This window comes from Kocuria rhizosphaerae (assembly GCF_044462265.1).
Taxonomy (GTDB): domain Bacteria; phylum Actinomycetota; class Actinomycetes; order Actinomycetales; family Micrococcaceae; genus Kocuria; species Kocuria rhizosphaerae.
In genome coordinates this window covers 1-15,843 of sequence record NZ_JBISWL010000016.1, presented here as the reverse complement: position 1 = coordinate 15,843, position 15,843 = coordinate 1, and the positions used below count along the sequence as shown (strand labels likewise).

14 protein-coding genes are annotated in these 15,843 nt (G+C 75.3%); 7 read left to right on the top strand and 7 right to left on the bottom strand.

Annotated elements, in window-relative coordinates:
- Nucleotides 1-10 precede the first annotated feature (10 nt).
- The gene (locus ACH9EU_RS01585) at nucleotides 11-598 is read left to right on the top strand and encodes a GtrA family protein (protein ID WP_396412176.1); all 588 of its coding nucleotides are present in this window, start codon (nucleotides 11-13) and stop codon (nucleotides 596-598) included.
- 43 nt (nucleotides 599-641) lie between these two features.
- On the opposite strand, the gene ACH9EU_RS01580 is transcribed toward ACH9EU_RS01585, so the two are convergent.
- The gene (locus ACH9EU_RS01580) at nucleotides 642-1,385 is read right to left on the bottom strand and encodes a TIGR03089 family protein (RefSeq protein ID WP_396412175.1); all 744 of its coding nucleotides are present in this window, start codon (nucleotides 1,383-1,385) and stop codon (nucleotides 642-644) included.
- 357 nt (nucleotides 1,386-1,742) lie between these two features.
- Between ACH9EU_RS01580 and ACH9EU_RS01575 the strand changes: the two genes are divergently transcribed.
- The 4 genes from ACH9EU_RS01575 (at nucleotide 1,743) to ACH9EU_RS01560 (ending at nucleotide 4,439) form a co-directional block, all read left to right on the top strand.
- The gene (locus tag ACH9EU_RS01575; RefSeq protein WP_396412174.1) at nucleotides 1,743-2,267 is read left to right on the top strand and encodes a WhiB family transcriptional regulator; all 525 of its coding nucleotides are present in this window, start codon (nucleotides 1,743-1,745) and stop codon (nucleotides 2,265-2,267) included.
- Nucleotides 2,268-2,279: 12 nt separating this feature from the next.
- Nucleotides 2,280-2,738, top strand: a complete 459-nt coding sequence (locus tag ACH9EU_RS01570) for a DUF3499 domain-containing protein (RefSeq protein WP_396412173.1) — start codon at nucleotides 2,280-2,282, stop codon at nucleotides 2,736-2,738.
- A gap of 133 nt (nucleotides 2,739-2,871) precedes the next feature.
- Nucleotides 2,872-3,183, top strand: a complete 312-nt coding sequence (locus ACH9EU_RS01565) for a hypothetical protein (RefSeq protein WP_396412172.1) — start codon at nucleotides 2,872-2,874, stop codon at nucleotides 3,181-3,183.
- A gap of 266 nt (nucleotides 3,184-3,449) precedes the next feature.
- Nucleotides 3,450-4,439: a TIGR01906 family membrane protein gene (locus tag ACH9EU_RS01560; protein WP_396412171.1), complete on the top strand. Its 990-nt coding sequence runs from the start codon at nucleotides 3,450-3,452 to the stop codon at nucleotides 4,437-4,439.
- Nucleotides 4,440-4,497: 58 nt separating this feature from the next.
- Here the strand turns inward: ACH9EU_RS01560 and ACH9EU_RS01555 are convergent, their stop codons facing one another.
- On the bottom strand, nucleotides 4,498-6,129 hold the full coding sequence (locus ACH9EU_RS01555; protein ID WP_396412170.1) for a phospholipid carrier-dependent glycosyltransferase: 1,632 nt from the start codon (nucleotides 6,127-6,129) through the stop codon (nucleotides 4,498-4,500).
- Between the two features lie 261 nt (nucleotides 6,130-6,390).
- Here ACH9EU_RS01555 and rsmI point away from each other — a divergent pair, with 261 nt between their 5' ends.
- Entirely contained in the window at nucleotides 6,391-7,218 is an 828-nt protein-coding gene (rsmI, locus tag ACH9EU_RS01550) for a 16S rRNA (cytidine(1402)-2'-O)-methyltransferase (RefSeq protein WP_396412198.1), read from the top strand.
- 245 nt (nucleotides 7,219-7,463) lie between these two features.
- Here the strand turns inward: rsmI and ACH9EU_RS01545 are convergent, their stop codons facing one another.
- From ACH9EU_RS01545 to ACH9EU_RS01535, 3 genes are all read right to left on the bottom strand, one after another.
- Nucleotides 7,464-9,740, bottom strand: a complete 2,277-nt coding sequence (locus ACH9EU_RS01545) for a transglutaminase TgpA family protein (protein ID WP_396412169.1) — start codon at nucleotides 9,738-9,740, stop codon at nucleotides 7,464-7,466.
- Nucleotides 9,741-9,802: 62 nt separating this feature from the next.
- The gene (locus tag ACH9EU_RS01540) at nucleotides 9,803-11,161 is read right to left on the bottom strand and encodes a DUF58 domain-containing protein (RefSeq protein ID WP_396412168.1); all 1,359 of its coding nucleotides are present in this window, start codon (nucleotides 11,159-11,161) and stop codon (nucleotides 9,803-9,805) included.
- Entirely contained in the window at nucleotides 11,158-12,108 is a 951-nt protein-coding gene (locus tag ACH9EU_RS01535; RefSeq protein WP_396412167.1) for an AAA family ATPase, read from the bottom strand. Before ACH9EU_RS01535 ends, ACH9EU_RS01540 begins: the two co-directional genes overlap by 4 nt.
- A gap of 112 nt (nucleotides 12,109-12,220) precedes the next feature.
- Between ACH9EU_RS01535 and ACH9EU_RS01530 the strand changes: the two genes are divergently transcribed.
- Nucleotides 12,221-13,234 carry a TatD family hydrolase gene (locus tag ACH9EU_RS01530; RefSeq protein WP_396412166.1) on the top strand — a complete coding sequence of 338 codons (1,014 nt, stop codon included), beginning with the start codon at nucleotides 12,221-12,223 and terminating at the stop codon, nucleotides 13,232-13,234.
- A gap of 234 nt (nucleotides 13,235-13,468) precedes the next feature.
- Here ACH9EU_RS01530 and ACH9EU_RS01525 read toward each other — a convergent pair whose 3' ends face one another.
- Both ACH9EU_RS01525 and ACH9EU_RS01520 read right to left on the bottom strand, forming a co-directional pair.
- On the bottom strand, nucleotides 13,469-14,353 hold the full coding sequence (locus tag ACH9EU_RS01525) for a type IV toxin-antitoxin system AbiEi family antitoxin domain-containing protein (RefSeq protein WP_396412165.1): 885 nt from the start codon (nucleotides 14,351-14,353) through the stop codon (nucleotides 13,469-13,471).
- A gap of 213 nt (nucleotides 14,354-14,566) precedes the next feature.
- Nucleotides 14,567-15,813, bottom strand: a protein-coding gene (locus ACH9EU_RS01520; RefSeq protein ID WP_396412164.1) for an IS3 family transposase whose coding sequence is annotated in 2 segments (ribosomal slippage) — nucleotides 14,567-15,510 and nucleotides 15,510-15,813 — 1,248 coding nt in all. Because the reading frame shifts where the segments join, the coding sequence is not laid out codon by codon here.
- Nucleotides 15,814-15,843: the final 30 nt, after the last annotated feature.

Genomic DNA, 15,843 nt, shown 5'->3' with positions numbered 1-15,843 from the left:
CTGAAGCCGCGTGAACCGTCTCGTCGACCACTGCGAAGCGCTGTGGCACCTGTTCGTCAAGGAACTCATGAAGTTCGGCGTGGTCGGTGCGGTCGCCTTCGTCATCAACGCCTCCCTGACCTGGCTGCTGATGCACAGCTGGTTCGAGGACAGCCACCTCAAGGCGAAGTTCGCGGCCACCGTCGTCGCGATCCTCTTCGCGTGGGTGGCCAACCGGCTGTGGACGTTCCGGCACAAGCGGCAGTCGGACAAGCGCCGAGAGCTCGTCCAGTTCCTCGTGGCCAACGGCATCGGGATGGCCATCGAGCTGGGCTGCCTCGGCTTCAGCTACTACGTGCTCGGCCTCACGAGCGCCTACGCGTCCTTCGTCTCGGGCACCATCGTCGGCACGATCCTCGGCACGGTGTTCCGGTACTTCGCCTACCGCTTCTGGGTCTTCACCGAGGAGCTCGACGAGGACCCGAACTTCGCCGACACCGCCGCACTGGAGATCGCCCTCATCACGGGCCGTGCGACCCCCGACCAGGCCCACCACGGGGCCGGGCAGGCCTCGGGCCACGAGGCGCGGGAGGACACCGGGCGGTCCGCCGAGCGCTGAGGGCCCGCGCCGCGGCCGGCCCCGGCGTCGGTGGGCCCGGGGCTCAGAACGTCACGGCGTTCTCCGACTCCAGCACCGAGGCCCACCGCGGGTCCTGCGGGTCCCGGTCCGTGACCACGGCCGCCCGGCCGCCCGCGAGCACCCCCAGGACGCGCAGCAGGAATCCGGCGTCCATGCGCCGGCCCGGGACGTGCACGGCCGCCGCGGCCCCCCAGGTTCCCTCGCGGCCGGCCGTGAGCGCGGTGGCCGCGGCCAGCAGCTCGCCGTGGGCGGGCGGCTCCCCGGCGTCCGCGGCCCACAGGGCGGGGCCTGCGGGATCCGGCTCCTCGAACCCCTCGTAGACGTCCGCGTGGGAGCGGATCTCCGCGCAGTAGTCGAGGGCGTCCTCGCCCGGCAGCTCTCCCCGGTGGCCCAGCGAGAGGGCCGGCCGCTCCAGCAGCACGGCCCGCGCCCCGGCCGGGACGTGCTCCAGCAGCGGCGGCAGCGTGCCGTCCGTGTTCACGAGGCCGACCACCGCCCGGTCCCCGGGCGTGCCGCGGCCCGCGGGGTCGGCCGGCCGCAGCGCCGCTCCCATGGTCCACGTGCCGAGGGCGACGGCGAGTCCGCGCCAGTGCACCTCGTCGCCCAGCGCCACGACGTCGCCCGCCTCCAGGTCCAGCTCGTCGACCCACAGGTTGGCGGTCTTGGCGGCCCAGTTGTCGAGGACGCGGCCGGAGAGCTCCACGCGCTCGCCGTCCGCGGAGTACCAGAGGAGGGCGGGCCGGGTGCTGCTGCGCAGGCTGTCCATCAAAAGGGGGACAGAGGTAGTGGCGGGCTGTTCCAAGGTTCCTCCTGGTGCGTGGGCGTCCTCCGGGGCTGTCCGGAGGCATATGCGTCACCGCGCATTCTCCCCGGAACACCACCGTTGCGGAAAGCGTGACCGTGACCCGTCTGTGACCTGGAAAAACGTCTACTCCGCAGGGGAGCCCCGGCGGATAGGATCCTGGAGGGAAGTCCGGGGGAAGGGTTGACGCCATCCGACTTACACACGTGTAATTAGGGGGCCCGGCGGATGATCAGCAAAGATACGTTCTCGGGGATGCACCGGGTCGGCGCCCCCCGAATCATGCCGGTCCCGGGCGAGGCGCAGGACGGAAGGAATGTCATGGGAGAGGCCGCACGTCAGCAGCTCGTCGATTCGACCACCCTCGGTGCCGCGCGCCCCGGCGTGCGCTCGGTCCCGCAGGACTGGTACGTCGACCCCGCCGACCCCCGCGCGGTCGAGCGGTACGCCCGGCGGACCGGGGGTGACGCGGGAGGTCGCACCACCGGACTCCTGACCGCTCCCGACGTGCCCCAGGACCTCGCCGAACCGGAGGCCGGTCCGGCCCTGGACCTGCTCGAGGTCCCCGGCGAGGACGCCGACTGGAGCGCGCTGGCCGGTCTGTACGCGGTCGAGGAGGACGAGGGCGAGCTCGCGTGGCAGACCGACGCCCTGTGCGCGCAGACCGACCCCGAGGCCTTCTTCCCGGAGAAGGGCGGCTCCACCCGCGACGCCAAGCGCGTCTGCGAGGCGTGCCCCGTCCAGGCCGAGTGCCTGGACTACGCCATGAGCAAGGACGAGAAGTTCGGCATCTGGGGCGGGCTGTCCGAGCGGGAGCGCCGCCGCCTGCGCCGCCTCTCCCGCTGAGGCGTGGCCGCCATGAGCGACTCCGGAAGGACCGCCCGACGCTGCTCCCGCCAGACCTGCGCGCGGGACGCCGTCACGACCCTGACCTACGTGTACTCGGACTCGATCGCCGTGCTGGGGCCCCTGGCCGGGCACGCCGAGCCGCACGCCTACGACCTCTGCGCGATCCACGCGGACCGGCTCACCGTGCCGCGCGGGTGGCGGGTCGTGCGCCTGGAGCTGCCGGAGACCAGGGCCGCCCGGGAGGACATCGGGGCCGTCGCCGAGGCCGTCCGGGAGCCCGAGGACCTGGCCCCCGTGCGGGAGCAGCCCCGCACGGTCCTGCGGGACGTCTCGCTGCCCCGCGCCGCCCCGCCCCGCCGGAGCGCTCCGCCCGCCCGGGAGGTGCCGTGGAACGACGTCCCCGTTCCGGGGACCCTGCGGCGTGCGCACCTTCGCCGGCCCGCGGCCGGCGGTGGCCGGGGCGGCTGAGCGGCTCCGCGCGCTGCGCGGCGCGCTGGCGGCCCGGCTCCTGGGCCTGACCGCCAGCGCGGCCTAGGATGTGACTCAGGCCGCGTCTGCCCGGCGCGGTGGCTCTTCCCCCCGGAGCACCAGGAGTCCCCCCATGACTGTCACTGCGACGACGCAGCCGACGCACGCGACCCCGCGCGAGGACCACGACGAGAGCCGGGTCGAGGACCGCGGCCGGAGCCGGTCAGCGCCCCCGGCAGCTCCGCAACCGCGCTCCGCGGCTGCGGGCGGCGCCCGGGCCGCGGTGGACCCCGGTCTGCTCGCCGTCCTGCGGTGCCCGCTCACCGGAGGGACGCTGATCGCGCTGGACAGCGACCGGCTGATGAGCGACCGGCCGTTCCGGGACGGCGTGCACCCCGTCTACCCGGTCGTCCACGGGATCCCCTGCCTGAGTCCCTCGCGCTGAGCCCTGGGCCCCTGCCGCTGACCCTCTCGTACTGACCCTCTCGTACTGACCCTCTCGTACTGACCCTCTCGTACCGAGCCGCGTCAGGGCCACGGAGGCCGGTCTTGGCCGCTCGATGCCGCTCCGCGGCCGGCATCGGCCGTCACCGGCGCGGCCCGCTTCCCGGTGCCGGTGAGCCGGAGCGGTCCGGTGGGTAGGATCGGGTCCGACCGGGGCGGTCCCGCCCGCGCCGGGACCCGAGCCCTCCGACCGAAGGACCCGCCCCCGTGGCCACCCCCAGCAACGACAAGGCCCCCTGGCAGCAGAACGGCTCCTCCGCGGAGACCGACGAACGAGGCGAGGAGCCGGTCTGGACGGGGCTGCTGCCCGCGGTCGCCCCCGCGCCGCCGCGTGACGACGCCGGCGACGGGCCCGGCCGCCCGGACCCGGCCGCGTCGCCGGCCGGCGGGGCACGGACCGCGCCTCCGGCGGAGGCGGCCGGCGACGACGACGCCCGTCGCCGCGCGACCCTGCGCCGCGAGGCCCTGGCGGACGAGCCCCGGTTCCCGCGGCTGCAGCAGGTCTTCCTCGCCGTCGTCCTCCCGCTCGCCCTCCTGGCCGCGGCGGTGCGTGCGGTGGCCACGCCCGTGTTCCTGTGGGTGGAGTACCACCGCCCCGGCTTCCCCGCGGACTCCTACGGCTTCTCCACGGAGGAGCGGATGATCTTCGGCTCCTACGGCCTGGACTACGTGCTCAACTGGGCCCCGGCCGGCTACCTGGGCGGGCTCGAGGACGCCGACGGCGCCCAGCTGTTCCTGACCACCGAGGTCGGCCACATGACCGACGTGAAGATCGTGCTGCAGAGCGCGCTGGCCGTCGTCGCCGTGCTGGCGGTGCTGGCGGTCGTCTCGGCCCTGTACCTGCGCGCGAGGGCGCCGGGGGCCGCCTCGGGCGCCCTGTTCTTCGGCTCGTGGCTGACGGTCGTCCTCCTCGTCCTGCTGGCCGTGGCCGCCGTGCTGGCCTGGGAGCAGTTCTTCGCGCTGTTCCACTCCCTGTTCTTCGCCGAGGGCAGCTGGACCTTCCGCGCCTCGGACACCCTCATCCGGCTCTACCCCACGACCTTCTGGACCGACGCCGCGATCACGGTGGGGGGCCTGGCCCTGCTCGGCGCGCTCGCGGTCATGGCCGCCACGTGGCCGACGGCCTTCCGCCGGCACCGGGCCCTGGACCGGGTCCGCCGCCGGCAGGAGCTCAAGCGGCGGCTGGCCGGGCGCTGAGCGGCCCGGCAGGCTCGCCGGCCCGGCCACCGCCCCGGCCGGGCCCGCGGGTGGCCGGTCAGATCCAGGAGTCGAACCACATCCGGGCCCGCCACTGGTCGTAGGGGATCGTCTCCGCGAACCACAGGGGGGCGAAGTGCGCGCTCAGCAGCAGCACCGAGGCCGTGAACAGCCCGACGACGACGACGCCGAGCCGGCGCCGCCGCACGGGGTCGCCGGGCCGGCCCAGGACCAGCCCCAGCATCCCGGCCACCAGGAGCACCAGGAACGGCTGCACGGGCAGCGCGTAGAAGTAGTACATGGTGCGCTCGGGGTACAGGAACCACGGCAGGTAGCCGGCGGCGAACACGCCCACGAGGGCGCCGAAGCGCCAGTCCCGCCGCACGGCCCACAGCCACGTCCCCACGAGGACGGCGGCGATCGCGGTCCACCACAGCAGGGGGTTGCCGATGTTGAGGACGGCCTGCGAGCAGTGCTCCACGGTGCACCCGGCGCTGCCGCGCCCCGGTGCCTCGTAGTAGTAGGACGTGGGCCGGCCCAGCGTGAGCCACAGCCACGGCAGCGCCTCGTAGGAGTGGTCGCTGCCCAGGCCGCTGTGGAACTCGAAGGCGGAGAGGTGGTACGCCCACAGGGAGCGCAGCGGCGCGGGCAGCCACTGGGGTCCCTCGCCGGGGTGGTCCTGCGCCCACGTGCGGTGGTAGGCGTCCGAGGAGGCGAACCAGCCCACCCACGTGGCCGTGTAGGCCACGAGGCCGGTGCCCACCACCGCCAGGAACGCGGGGACCCCGTCCTGGAGCACCCCGGCGGGCAACCAGCGCCGGACCCCGGCCGCACGGCGGGCGTTGAGGTCCCACAGCACGGTGAGGATCCCGAGGCCGGCGACGAGGAACAGGGCGCTCCACTTCACGCCGACGGCCAGCCCGCAGGCCACGCCCGCCGCGATGCGCCACCAGCGGACCCCCAGCCACGGTCCCCGGACGAGGCGCCGCCGAAGCTGCTCCTCCGGCAGCTCGGCCGCCGCGCCGAGCCGGGCGGCCAGGCGCCGGCGTGCCTGCCCCCGGTCCAGCAGCAGCAGGACGAAGGCCAGGAGCACGAAGAGCATCAGGAAGACGTCCAGCATGGCCAGCCGCGACTGCACCAGGTGCAGGCCGTCCACGGCCGTGAAGAGCCCGGCCAGGGTCGCCAGCGTCACCGAGCGCAGCAGCAGCCACGCGGCCGCGCACACCAGTGCGATCGACAGGGTCCCGGCCAGCGCCGCGGCGACGCGCCACCCCGCCGGATCCTCCACGCCCACGAGCCACATCCCGGCCGCGATGAGCCACTTCCCGGCGGGCGGGTGGACCACGTAGGCCGGCCCGCTGAGCGCCTCCGGGGGCGCGCCGTCCACGAACCGCTCGTCCGCGCCCTCCGGCCACTGCCGCTCGTAGCCGTGCAGCAGCAGCGAGTACGAGTCCTTCGCGTAGTACGTCTCGTCGAAGACGAGGGCCTCCGGGTGCGAGAGCCGCCAGAAGCGCAGCACCCCGCCCAGCACGACCGTGAGCAGCGGCGCCAGCCAGGCCACCGTGGCCGTCGCCGCGGGCCCGGGCAGCAGGCGCGCCCGCAGGACGTCCGCGGCCAGGGACCGGCGGAGCGTGGTCACCGGTGCCGTCGGCCGCGTCGAGGGGGCAGGGGTGCGCACCGAGGAACTCACGCTGTCATCGTAGGGGAGCGGCTCCGGCGGGCGGGGACCGGCGGTCCGGGGCGCCCGCCGTAGAGTGGTCCCGTGCGCACCCCATCCTCCGACGACGCCTCCTCCGCCGCCGCGGACGACTCCTCCGCGAGGCCCCGTGCGACCGCGGCTCCGCCCGCCCGGAGGCCCGCCACGGCCGCGTCCGGCGGGACGGTCCCCGCGGTCGAGGACCCTTCCGGCGGATCGGCTCCCGCGGCCGGGGCCGCACCCGGCGGCGGCCGCGTGGTCCTGGCTGGCACCCCGATCGGCAACCTCGGGGACGCGCCGCCCCGCCTCCGGGAGGCCCTGGAGACCGCCGACGTCCTGGCCGTGGAGGACACCCGGCGGCTGCGGCGGCTCACCGCCGGACTGGGCGTGAGCACGCGGGGCCGGGTGCTGACCCACCACGAGCACAACGAGGCCGGCCGGGTGGCGGAGCTCCTGGAGGCCGTCCGGGCGGGCAGCACCGTGCTGGTGCTCTCCGACGCGGGGATGCCCACGGTCTCGGACCCCGGGTACCGGCTCGCCGAGGCCGCCGCGGCCGAGGACCTCACGGTCACCGCGATCCCGGGCCCCTCCGCGGTGCTCATGGCGCTCGCCGTGTCCGGGCTGCCCACCGACCGGTTCACGTTCGAGGGCTTCCTCCCGCGCAAGTCCTCCGAACGCGCCGCGCGCCTGGCGGAGCTGGGCGGAGAGCGCCGCACCATGGTCTTCTACGAGGCGCCGCACCGGCTCGAGGTCATGCTCACGGCCCTGCGCGAGGCGTTCGGCGCGGACCGCCGCGCCGTCGTGGCGCGGGAGCTGACGAAGCTGCACGAGGAGGTGGTCCGCGGCGACCTCGCGGGGCTGCTCGACTGGTGCGGGCGGGGGCAGGTCCGCGGCGAGATCGCCGTCGTCGTCGCCGGCGCCCCGGCCCCCGAGGCCGCGCGGCCCGAGGACCTCGTGGCGGAGGTCGAGGGGCTCGTGGCCGGCGGGATGCGCCTCAAGGACGCCGCCGGGCAGGTCGCCGGCCGCTCCGGGGTGGGGCGGCGCGAGCTCTACGAGACTGTCCTCTCCACCCGGAAACAGTGACCGGGCGGTGACCGGGAGCCACGGCCCGGGGCAGCCGCCCGGGGCAACCATCCGGGGCGGCGAACCCGGGCAGCGAACGGGCGCGGCGAGCTGCGGCTGAACCGCACCTCGGTCGTGCCGCCCCCGGAGCGAGTCCGCCTCCCGGACCCGGAACGTGGCCGTCCGCCGAGCTCCCGCGGGAGGCCGGTCCGCCTCCCGGACCCGGAACGCCACGTCCGCCGACGTCCCGCCGGATGCGGGGCCGCTCACCGCCGCCGGGTGACCGAGGGCGGGAACCAACGGGCGCGCCCGGCGGCCGGACCGCCCTGTGCCTCCAGCCGGGAGCGCACGGTCTCGACGTCGCCGGCGGTCGTCCCGGGCTCCCACGTCCCGCCCGCCGGGGCGTAGAGCGCCCGCTCCACGTCCTTCCCGATCCGCCGCAGCGGCTCCTCCGCCGTCGGCACCGCCGTGACCAGGCGGTCGAGGAAGGTCCTCGGGGTCTCGGCGGGGGCACGGCCGAGCCCGTGGTCCACGGCGAGGTCCTCGACCTCCGACCAGGCGGCCAGCGCCCGCTCGTCCGCGGGGGCGAGGGGATCCTCGAGGAGCCGCATCCGGCGGGCACGGCGCCGGTGCCGGACCAGACGGGGGCCCGCGGCGGCCAGGGCGAGCAGCGCGGCGGCCAGCAGCGCGCCCAGCCAGGGCAGCCACGCGGAGGGCGCGGACTCCTGTTCGGGGGCCGGCGGCACCGAGGGCTCCTGGGTGGGCACCGTCGTGGGGGCCGCGGAGGGGGCGTCCGTCTCCGGGTTCTCCGGCGTGCTGGCCGGCGTGGGCTCGTCCGTGGGATCCGGTTCCGCTGTGTTCTGCCCGTCCCCGTCCTCGCCCGGCTCGTCCCCGCCGGTGGCGTAGCCCGGGACGTCGGCCGTGCCCGGGGTCGGCTCGAAGCGCACCCAGCCGGTGCCCTCGAACCAGAGCTCCGGCCAGGCGTGGGCGTCGCGCGGGAGGACCCGGACGGCGTCGTCGTCGGGGGTGTCCCCGAACGGGTCGCCCCCGCCCGTCTCCTGCGGGGGAAGGTAGCCCACGGCCACGCGCGAGGGGATCCCGAGCTCGCGCGCCATGACGGCCATCGCGGGGGCGAAGTGCCCGGAGTAGCCGGTGCGCGTCGCGAGGAACTCCTCGAGGGCCCCCATCCCGCCGGCGTCGTAGCCCTGGGCCGCCGGGACGTCCACGTCGTAGCGGAACTCCTCCGAGCGCAGCCACTCCTGCAGGGCGAGCGCCCGGTCGAACGCGGTGGGCGCGTCGCCGGCCCGTTCGCGGGCCGCCTCCCGCAGCGCCGCCGGCGTGTCCTCGGGCAGGTCGAGGTAGGGCTCGAGCTCGCCGGTGCCGGGGGCCTCCGGGGCCTCCCGCAGCCGCGCGGACGTGGGCTCGGGGGCCACGGAGCGGACCTCGTACTCGGTGCCCTCCTCGGGGACGCGGTCCCCGCGCACGGTGAGGGAGTCGGGGTCCCAGGACCAGTCGGCCCCGGCAGGGGCCGTCACCCCCACGGGCGCCCACGGCAGCGGGACCCAGCGCTCGGGCCACGCCAGCAGCCGGACGGCGGTCGTCCGCTCGGGCCCCTCGGGCGCCGGCTGCAGCGGGCCAGGCCCGAGCTCGCCGAGATCGTCCTCCAGCCCGGTGGCGTCCGGGAACCACTCGTCGTCGTCGAAGTCGGCGAGGGTCACGACCCGCAGCAGCTGGGCCCCGCCGGCGCCGGTCGTGTACTCCAGGCGCGGGGACTGCTCCGCCGAGCGCTGGTCCTGGCCCACGCCCCGCAGCGGGCCCACACCGGCCGCGCGCTCGCCGACCAGCCCGCTGCCCTGCGGGAACGCGCCGCTGACGAAGCCCGGGACGAGGCCCGGCACCAGCACCGTCACCGCGAGCACCCCGGCCCCGACCACCAGCGCCCGCGGCCAGCTCCCGGGCGCCGCCGCCGTGCGCGGCTCGCGCACTGCGCCCCAGTGCCGCCCGCCCGCCAGCAGGACCAGCGCGGCCAGCACCCCGGCCGCCGTGCCGACCGGGCCCACGCTCCCGGGCAGGACCAGGGCCGGGACGGCGAGGACGGCCAGCACGCCCAGCGCGGCGGCGGCCGGCAGCCGCAGGGCCACCAGGACCGTGTCCACGAACAGGGCCACCACGCCGGCCCCGAGGGCGGCGAGGAGCACGAGCCCCGCAGTGGCGGGGTAGGGGGCCGGCTGCTCGGCCACGACCGCCGCGGCGTCGCCCCACAGCTCCCGCACCAGGGTGACGCTCCCGGCCGTGGGGACGAAGCCCAGCAGCGCGGGCTCGCGCAGCAGCAGCAGGGAGAGGGCCAGGACCAGTGCACCGGCGCCGAAGAGCGGAACGGTGGCGGCGGGCAGCCGCAGCGCTCGGGCCGTGCCGGCGGCGGCGACCACGGCCAGGGCCGCCAGCAGGGCGGGCGCGACCCAGCCCGTGCCGTCGAGCACGCCCGTGAGCGCCACGAGGGAGAGGGCGACCGCCACGAGGACCGTGCCGGCCAGGCCGAGCACGGCGCCGGGCGTCCGGGGCGCGCCCGGCGCCGACCGCCCGTCCGGCCCTCGCGCGGCCCGGCTCACCGGGCCGCCCCGGCGCTCCGGGTGCCCGCGCCGAGTCGCGCCCACGCGTCCTCGGCCGCGGTGCCCGGCGGTACGACGACGACGGACCACCCCGCCTCCTCGAGCACCGCCGCCCCGTGGGGGACCCGGCGCTCGGCGGAAGTCACCAGCACGGCACTGCCCGCGGCGGCCCGCCGGGTCCCGCGCACCATGCGCTCGGCGGCGTACTCGCCCAGCTCCCCCGACACCAGCAGGACCGGGTGGACCAGCCCGTCCCGGTCGAACCGGTCGGCCAGGGGGTCCTCGTCCGCGGCCCGCTCCGGCGCCCGGACCGGGCGCACGCGGGCGAGCCCGTGCAGGGCGTCCTCGGAGCCGTCGTCGGTGATCGCGGTGGCGCGGCCCTGGGCCGGCAGGGCGTCGTCGTCCTCCCCGCCGCGGGGCAGGGGCCGGCCGAAGCCGTCGACGGCGTGCACAGCGGTCTCCCGCTGGGTCAGGTGCTCGAGCACGGCCGCGGTGAACGAGACGGCCCACTCGAAGCCGGCGGTGGACGGGAGCACGCCCGCCCACAGCCGCTCGCCCGGCCACGACGCCTCGTCGAGGTCCAGGAGCAGGGTCAGGCGGCGGGTGCTGCGGGGGTCCTCCTGGCGCACCATGAGCTTGTCGTGCTTCGCCGAGGCCGCCCAGTGGACCCGGCGCATGGGGTCGCCGTGGCGGTACTCGCGGGTCATGACGTTGTCGGGGCCCGGTTGCGGCAGGGCGGTCCTCGAGGGATCGGTGCCCGACTCCCGCAGCCGGTGCGCGCTGATCTCCGGCAGCTCCGCCGGGTCCGGCGCCACGTACAGCGTGGTGCGCTCCGAGGCGTCGAGCAGCTCGGCGGCGAGCCCGAACGGGTCGGCCACCCGGACGGTCGCCGGACCCAGCACCCACACCCCGCGCCGGCGCGGGCGCACGGTGTACCCGGCGGGCTCGCCCCCGGCCTCCACGGTCAGCTCGCGGTCCCCGCCCAGGGGCTCCGGCACCGTCTCGTGCACCGCCACGACGCCGTGCACGGTCCCGCCGCGGCGGGAGCGGTGGCGGACCCACAGGTGGACGGCCGCGGCGTCCCCGGCCGTCACGAGCGCCGGGTCCACGCCGCGCTTGAGCAGCACCCTCGGCTTGACCACGTACAGGGACAGGGCCGAGAACAGCGGGGTCCCGCCGAGGAACAGCGCGAGCGCCAGCACGTCCTTGCGGCCCAGCCACGTGGCCAGCAGCAGGCACAGCGCGCCCGCCGCCAGGAAGGCCCAGCCCCGTCCCGTGAACCGGGCCCGGGAGTCCACGGCCTGCTCGGCCCGCTCGCCCTCCTCGGCCACCACGGTCTCCGGGCGGCGGCTCATCGGCCCCGGGGCGCGTGCTCGGCCGGGACCCGGACCTCCGTGAGCACCGACCGCACGAGCTCCTCGGCGGAGGCCGTGCCGGCGCGGCGGTCCAGGATGAGCCGGTGGGACAGCACGGGGACCGCGACGGCCCGGACGTCGTCGGGCAGGGCGTACTCGCGTCCGCTCAGCGCGGCCTCCGCGCGGGCGGCCGCCTGCAGCTGCAGCAGCGCCCGGGGGCTCGCGCCCAGCCGGATCTGCGGGTGCGAGCGCGTCGCCTGGCCCAGCGCGACCACGTAGGCCCGCACCGCCTCCGAGACGTGGACCTCGCGCACATGGTCCACCAGGCGGGCCGCGTCCTGCACCGTGACCACCGGTTCCAGGCCCGTCAGGGGCGACCGGCCGCCGTGGTCGGAGAGCATCGTCATCTCCGCCGCGGTGTCCGGATAGCCCATCGAGATGCGGGCCGTGAAGCGGTCCCGCTGCGCCTCGGGCAGCGGGAAGGTGCCGTCCATCTCCACGGGGTTCTGGGTCGCGACGACCATGAACGGGGACGGCAGCGGGTACGTCGTGCCGTCCGCGGTGACCTGGCCCTCGGCCATGCACTCCAGCAGCGCCGACTGGGTCTTGGCCGAGGCCCGGTTGATCTCGTCCCCGATCACCACGTTCGCGAAGACCGGCCCCGGCTTGAACTCGAACTCCCGCCGCGCCTGGTCGTAGACGGAGACGCCCGTGATGTCGGTGGGCAGCAGGTCCGGGGTGAACTGGATGCGCGAGACCCGCCCGCCGATCGCCGTCGCCAGCGTGCGGGCCAGCATGGTCTTGCCCACACCGGGCACGTCCTCCACGAGGAGGTGCCCCCCGGCCAGCAGCACGCTCAGCGCGGTGCGCGCCGCTTCCGGCTTGCCGTCGATCACGGTGTTGATCCGGTCCAGGATCGCCTGCGTGTGCTGGGGGAACGACTCCATGGTCTCCTCGACTTCCGCTGGGGCTCGTCCCCCCAGTATGTCCTCACCGATCCCAGCTCGTAGATTGGACGGTGCCCGCGTGTTTCCCGCCCAGCTCCCCGAGGTGCCGCCCGTGACCGAACCCACCACCACCCATCTCGCCGCTTCCCTCTGGCCCGATCCCGGGACCCGCCCCCCGCAGGAGCCCGGGGCGACCCCGCCCGCCTACGAGCCGGACCGCTACGCCGTGCCCGAGGACGCCCCCGACGGCGAGGGCACGCGGCGCCGGTCGTCCCGGTCCGACGACGGGCGCCGCCGCAACCTCGAGTACCCGCCCGCGCCGCAGCCGCTGCCGCACCCCGTGGCCGACAACCACACCCACCTGGACCTGCAGGACGGCCGGGTCCAGGTCTCCGTCCGGGACGCCGCGGACGCCGCGGAGCTCGCCGGGGTGGGCGGGCTCGTCCAGGTGGGCCACGACCTCTACTCCTCCCGCTTCGCCGTGGTCGCCGCGGAGGCCGACCCGCGGGTGCTGGCAGCGGTGGCCGTGCACCCCAACGAGGCACCGAAGCTCGCCGCCGCCGGGACGCTCGAGGACGCGCTCGCCGAGATCCGGGAACTGGGCCGGCACGAACGGGTCCGGGCCTTTGGCGAAACCGGGCTCGACTACTACCGCACCGAGGGCGAGGGCCGCGAGCACCAGAAGGAGTCGTTCCGGGCCCACATCCGCTTCGCGAAGGAGGCGGGCAAGGCCATGCAGATCCACGACCGGGACGCCCACGCCGACGTCGTCGCCGTCCTGCTGGAGGAGGGTGCCCCCGAGCGCACGGTCTTCCACTGCTTCTCCGGGGACGCGGAGCTGGCACGCACCTGCAACGAGCACGGGTGGTACATGTCCTTCTCCGGGACCGTCACGTTCAAGAACGGCCACGACCTCCGGGCCGCGCTGCGGGTGGCCCGGCCCGAGCTGGTCCTCGCCGAGACCGACGCCCCGTTCCTCGCGCCCCACCCGTACCGGGGCCGCCCCAACGCCAGCTACGTGGTCAACTACACCGTGCGCGGCATGGCCGAGATCCTGGAACAGGACCTGGAGCCGCTGTGCCGGCGCATCTGGGCGAACACGACCGCGGTGTACGGCCCCTTCTGACCCCTGACCCCCTGCCTTGCCGAGCCCCCATCGTGGGTGCCCCCGGGCCGCCGAGCCCCCAACCGGCGGACCGCCGGAGCGCCCAACCGGCGGACCGCCGGAGCGCCCAACCCCCAAAGCGGCTTCAGCTCCCCAAACGCGTGCCGGGGGAGCTGAAGCCGCTTTGGGGAGCCGGTGGCAGCGGCGGCGCCGCGAGGGCAGGACACGCAGGAGACTGCGCCCCAGCGGACGCTCTCAGCGTGCTCCCCGAGAGCGGCGCAGCGCGGCCTCCACCCGGGCGAGGGTTTCCGCGGGACGCCTCACGACGTCGTTCCACCCCACACGGAGCACGGTCCAGCCGAGCTCCTGGATCTCGACCTCTCGCCGCCGTTCGTTCCGGATGACATCGGCGGTGCACGTGGCGTACTTGCTCTCGCCGTCGAACTCGAGGACCAGCCAGTGGTCCGGCCAGGCGAAGTCCGCGCGATACGTGCCGGTCCGGCCCACGATGGTCCACTGCAGTTCAGGGGCGGGGAGGCGGGATCCCGAGAGCAGCAGACGGGTGAGCGTCTCGCCCACGGATTCGGACCGGCTGTCCATGGCCTCGAGAACCGACCTCGCGCGACGAACGCCCCGCCGACCGGCCCACTCCGCCAGCCGCTCCTCCAGCTGATCGCGGGTCAGGCCGTACGCGCCGGCCTGGTCGACGAGTACGACGGCGTCGGTGAACGGCAGCAGGCGTGCGCAGTCGAGCAGAGTCCGCTCGGGCGAGGTCGCCCGGAGACCGTGGACCACGACGACGTCCGGCTCAGGCAGCTCCGCCTGGTGCCGGACGACGGACGCGTAGCCGTTGTGCGTTCCCTGACCGGGCGGGGAGACCGTGTGCAGACGGGGCGGCAGCCTGAGCACGCCCATGCCGTGGACGAGCGCCGCCGAGGCGAGGCAGAACACCGGCGGAACCGTCGCGGCCAGGTCGAGAGCCCGGTGGTGAAGGAGCTGTCGTGCCGAGGGATCGAGGGCTCGGTACTGGTGGTCGTCGGCGAACAGCCCCGGACGGACGCGCAGGAGTTGTCCTCTGCGGACGCGGCGGCGGATGTCGTGGTCGCTGAGACCCGTGTCGCGGAGTTCTCGGATGCTCATCAGGCGTGTCATGTCTCGTTCATACGCGCGAGGCCGATCCGCCCGCTCGCGTGGAAGCACGACGGAGGATGGCCGACGTTGCTGCCGGGCGAAACGACCGGATGGGGAGTGAAGTAGAAGTCCCGGTGCGTCCCCAAGCCGGCTTCGGTTGCCCATGCGCCGGTTTGGGGAACTGAAGCCGGCTGGGGTTCTCCGCAAATCGTGGACACGGTGCTAAGCGGCTTGGAGCCGCGTTTCGGTGGCCTGCGTGCTGGCGGCCCGCAGGGCGTGCTCGTGTTCGACCGGGGTGGTGTAGCCCAGCGCGGAGTGCAGCCGGCGACGGTTGTAGACGACCTCGATCCAGCGGGCGACCTCACGGCGGGCCTGGTCCCGCGTGGGCCAGGTACGCCGGTCGTAGAACTCGGTCTTGAGCGTGGACCAGAACGACTCGGCCATCGCGTTGTCCCAGCACACCCCGGTGCGGCCCATCGACTGGCGCACGTCCAGCTGCTGGCACACCTGGTGCAGCTGGGCGGAGGTGTACTGACAGCCCCGGTCGGCGTGGAACACCACACCGGCCGGCACACCCCCGCGCAGGGTGTGGGCCATCCGCACGGCGCGTTCGACCAGGTCGGTGGACTGCACGGTGTCCATCGCCCAGCCCAGCACCCTTCGTGAGCACCCGTCACGGACCACGCACAGGTACAGCCACCCTTCACCGGTGCGCAGATAGGTGATGTCCGAGATCCACACCGCGTCCAGGCTCCCAGTGTCGAAGGCGCCTTCCACCCGGTCCGGGATCGAGTGCGTGGCCGTGCCGGGGATCGTGGTCACCGGGGCCCACTTGCGGGGACTGATCCCTTCGATCCCTTGCCGGCGCATCGCGGCGGCCACGGTCTTCTGGTTCACCACCAGCCCGCCCCGGGCCAGGGCGGCGGTGATCCGCGGCGCCCCGTCCACCCCGTCGGAATGCTCGTGGGCGGTGCGCACGGCCTGATCGACCTGGGCCCGCCGGATGGCCTGCGGGCCCGGCCCCGCCGCGCACCGGGCCGCCCAGGCGTAGTAGCCCGAGCGGGAGACCCCCAGCAGCCGGGCCATGCGGGTGATCTCGAAGTCGGCCTTCTCCGCGTCCATCAGCTCAAACCGTTCTTGCGGTGTTGCTTCGACGCGAAGAAGGCTGCTGCTTTTCCCAGGAACTCGTTGTCCAGCTTCAGCTCGGAGACCTCGCGGCGCAACCGGTCCAGCTCGGCCCGCTCATCGACCGTCAACGGCTCCTGCGCCCCGGTGGCCCCGGTGCGCTCACGCTCGGCTTTCACCCACCGGCCCAGCAGCTGCTCCCCGATGCCGAGCTCCCGAGCGACCTCGGCGATCGAGCGTCCAGTATCGATCACCAGCCGGGCCGCCTCGATGCGGTACTCCGGGGTGTACTTCTTCCTCTGTCCCACGCGGACATCCTCTCTGGCAGGAACGAATCCCGCCATCTCGGTGTCCACGAAAAGAGGCTAACCCCA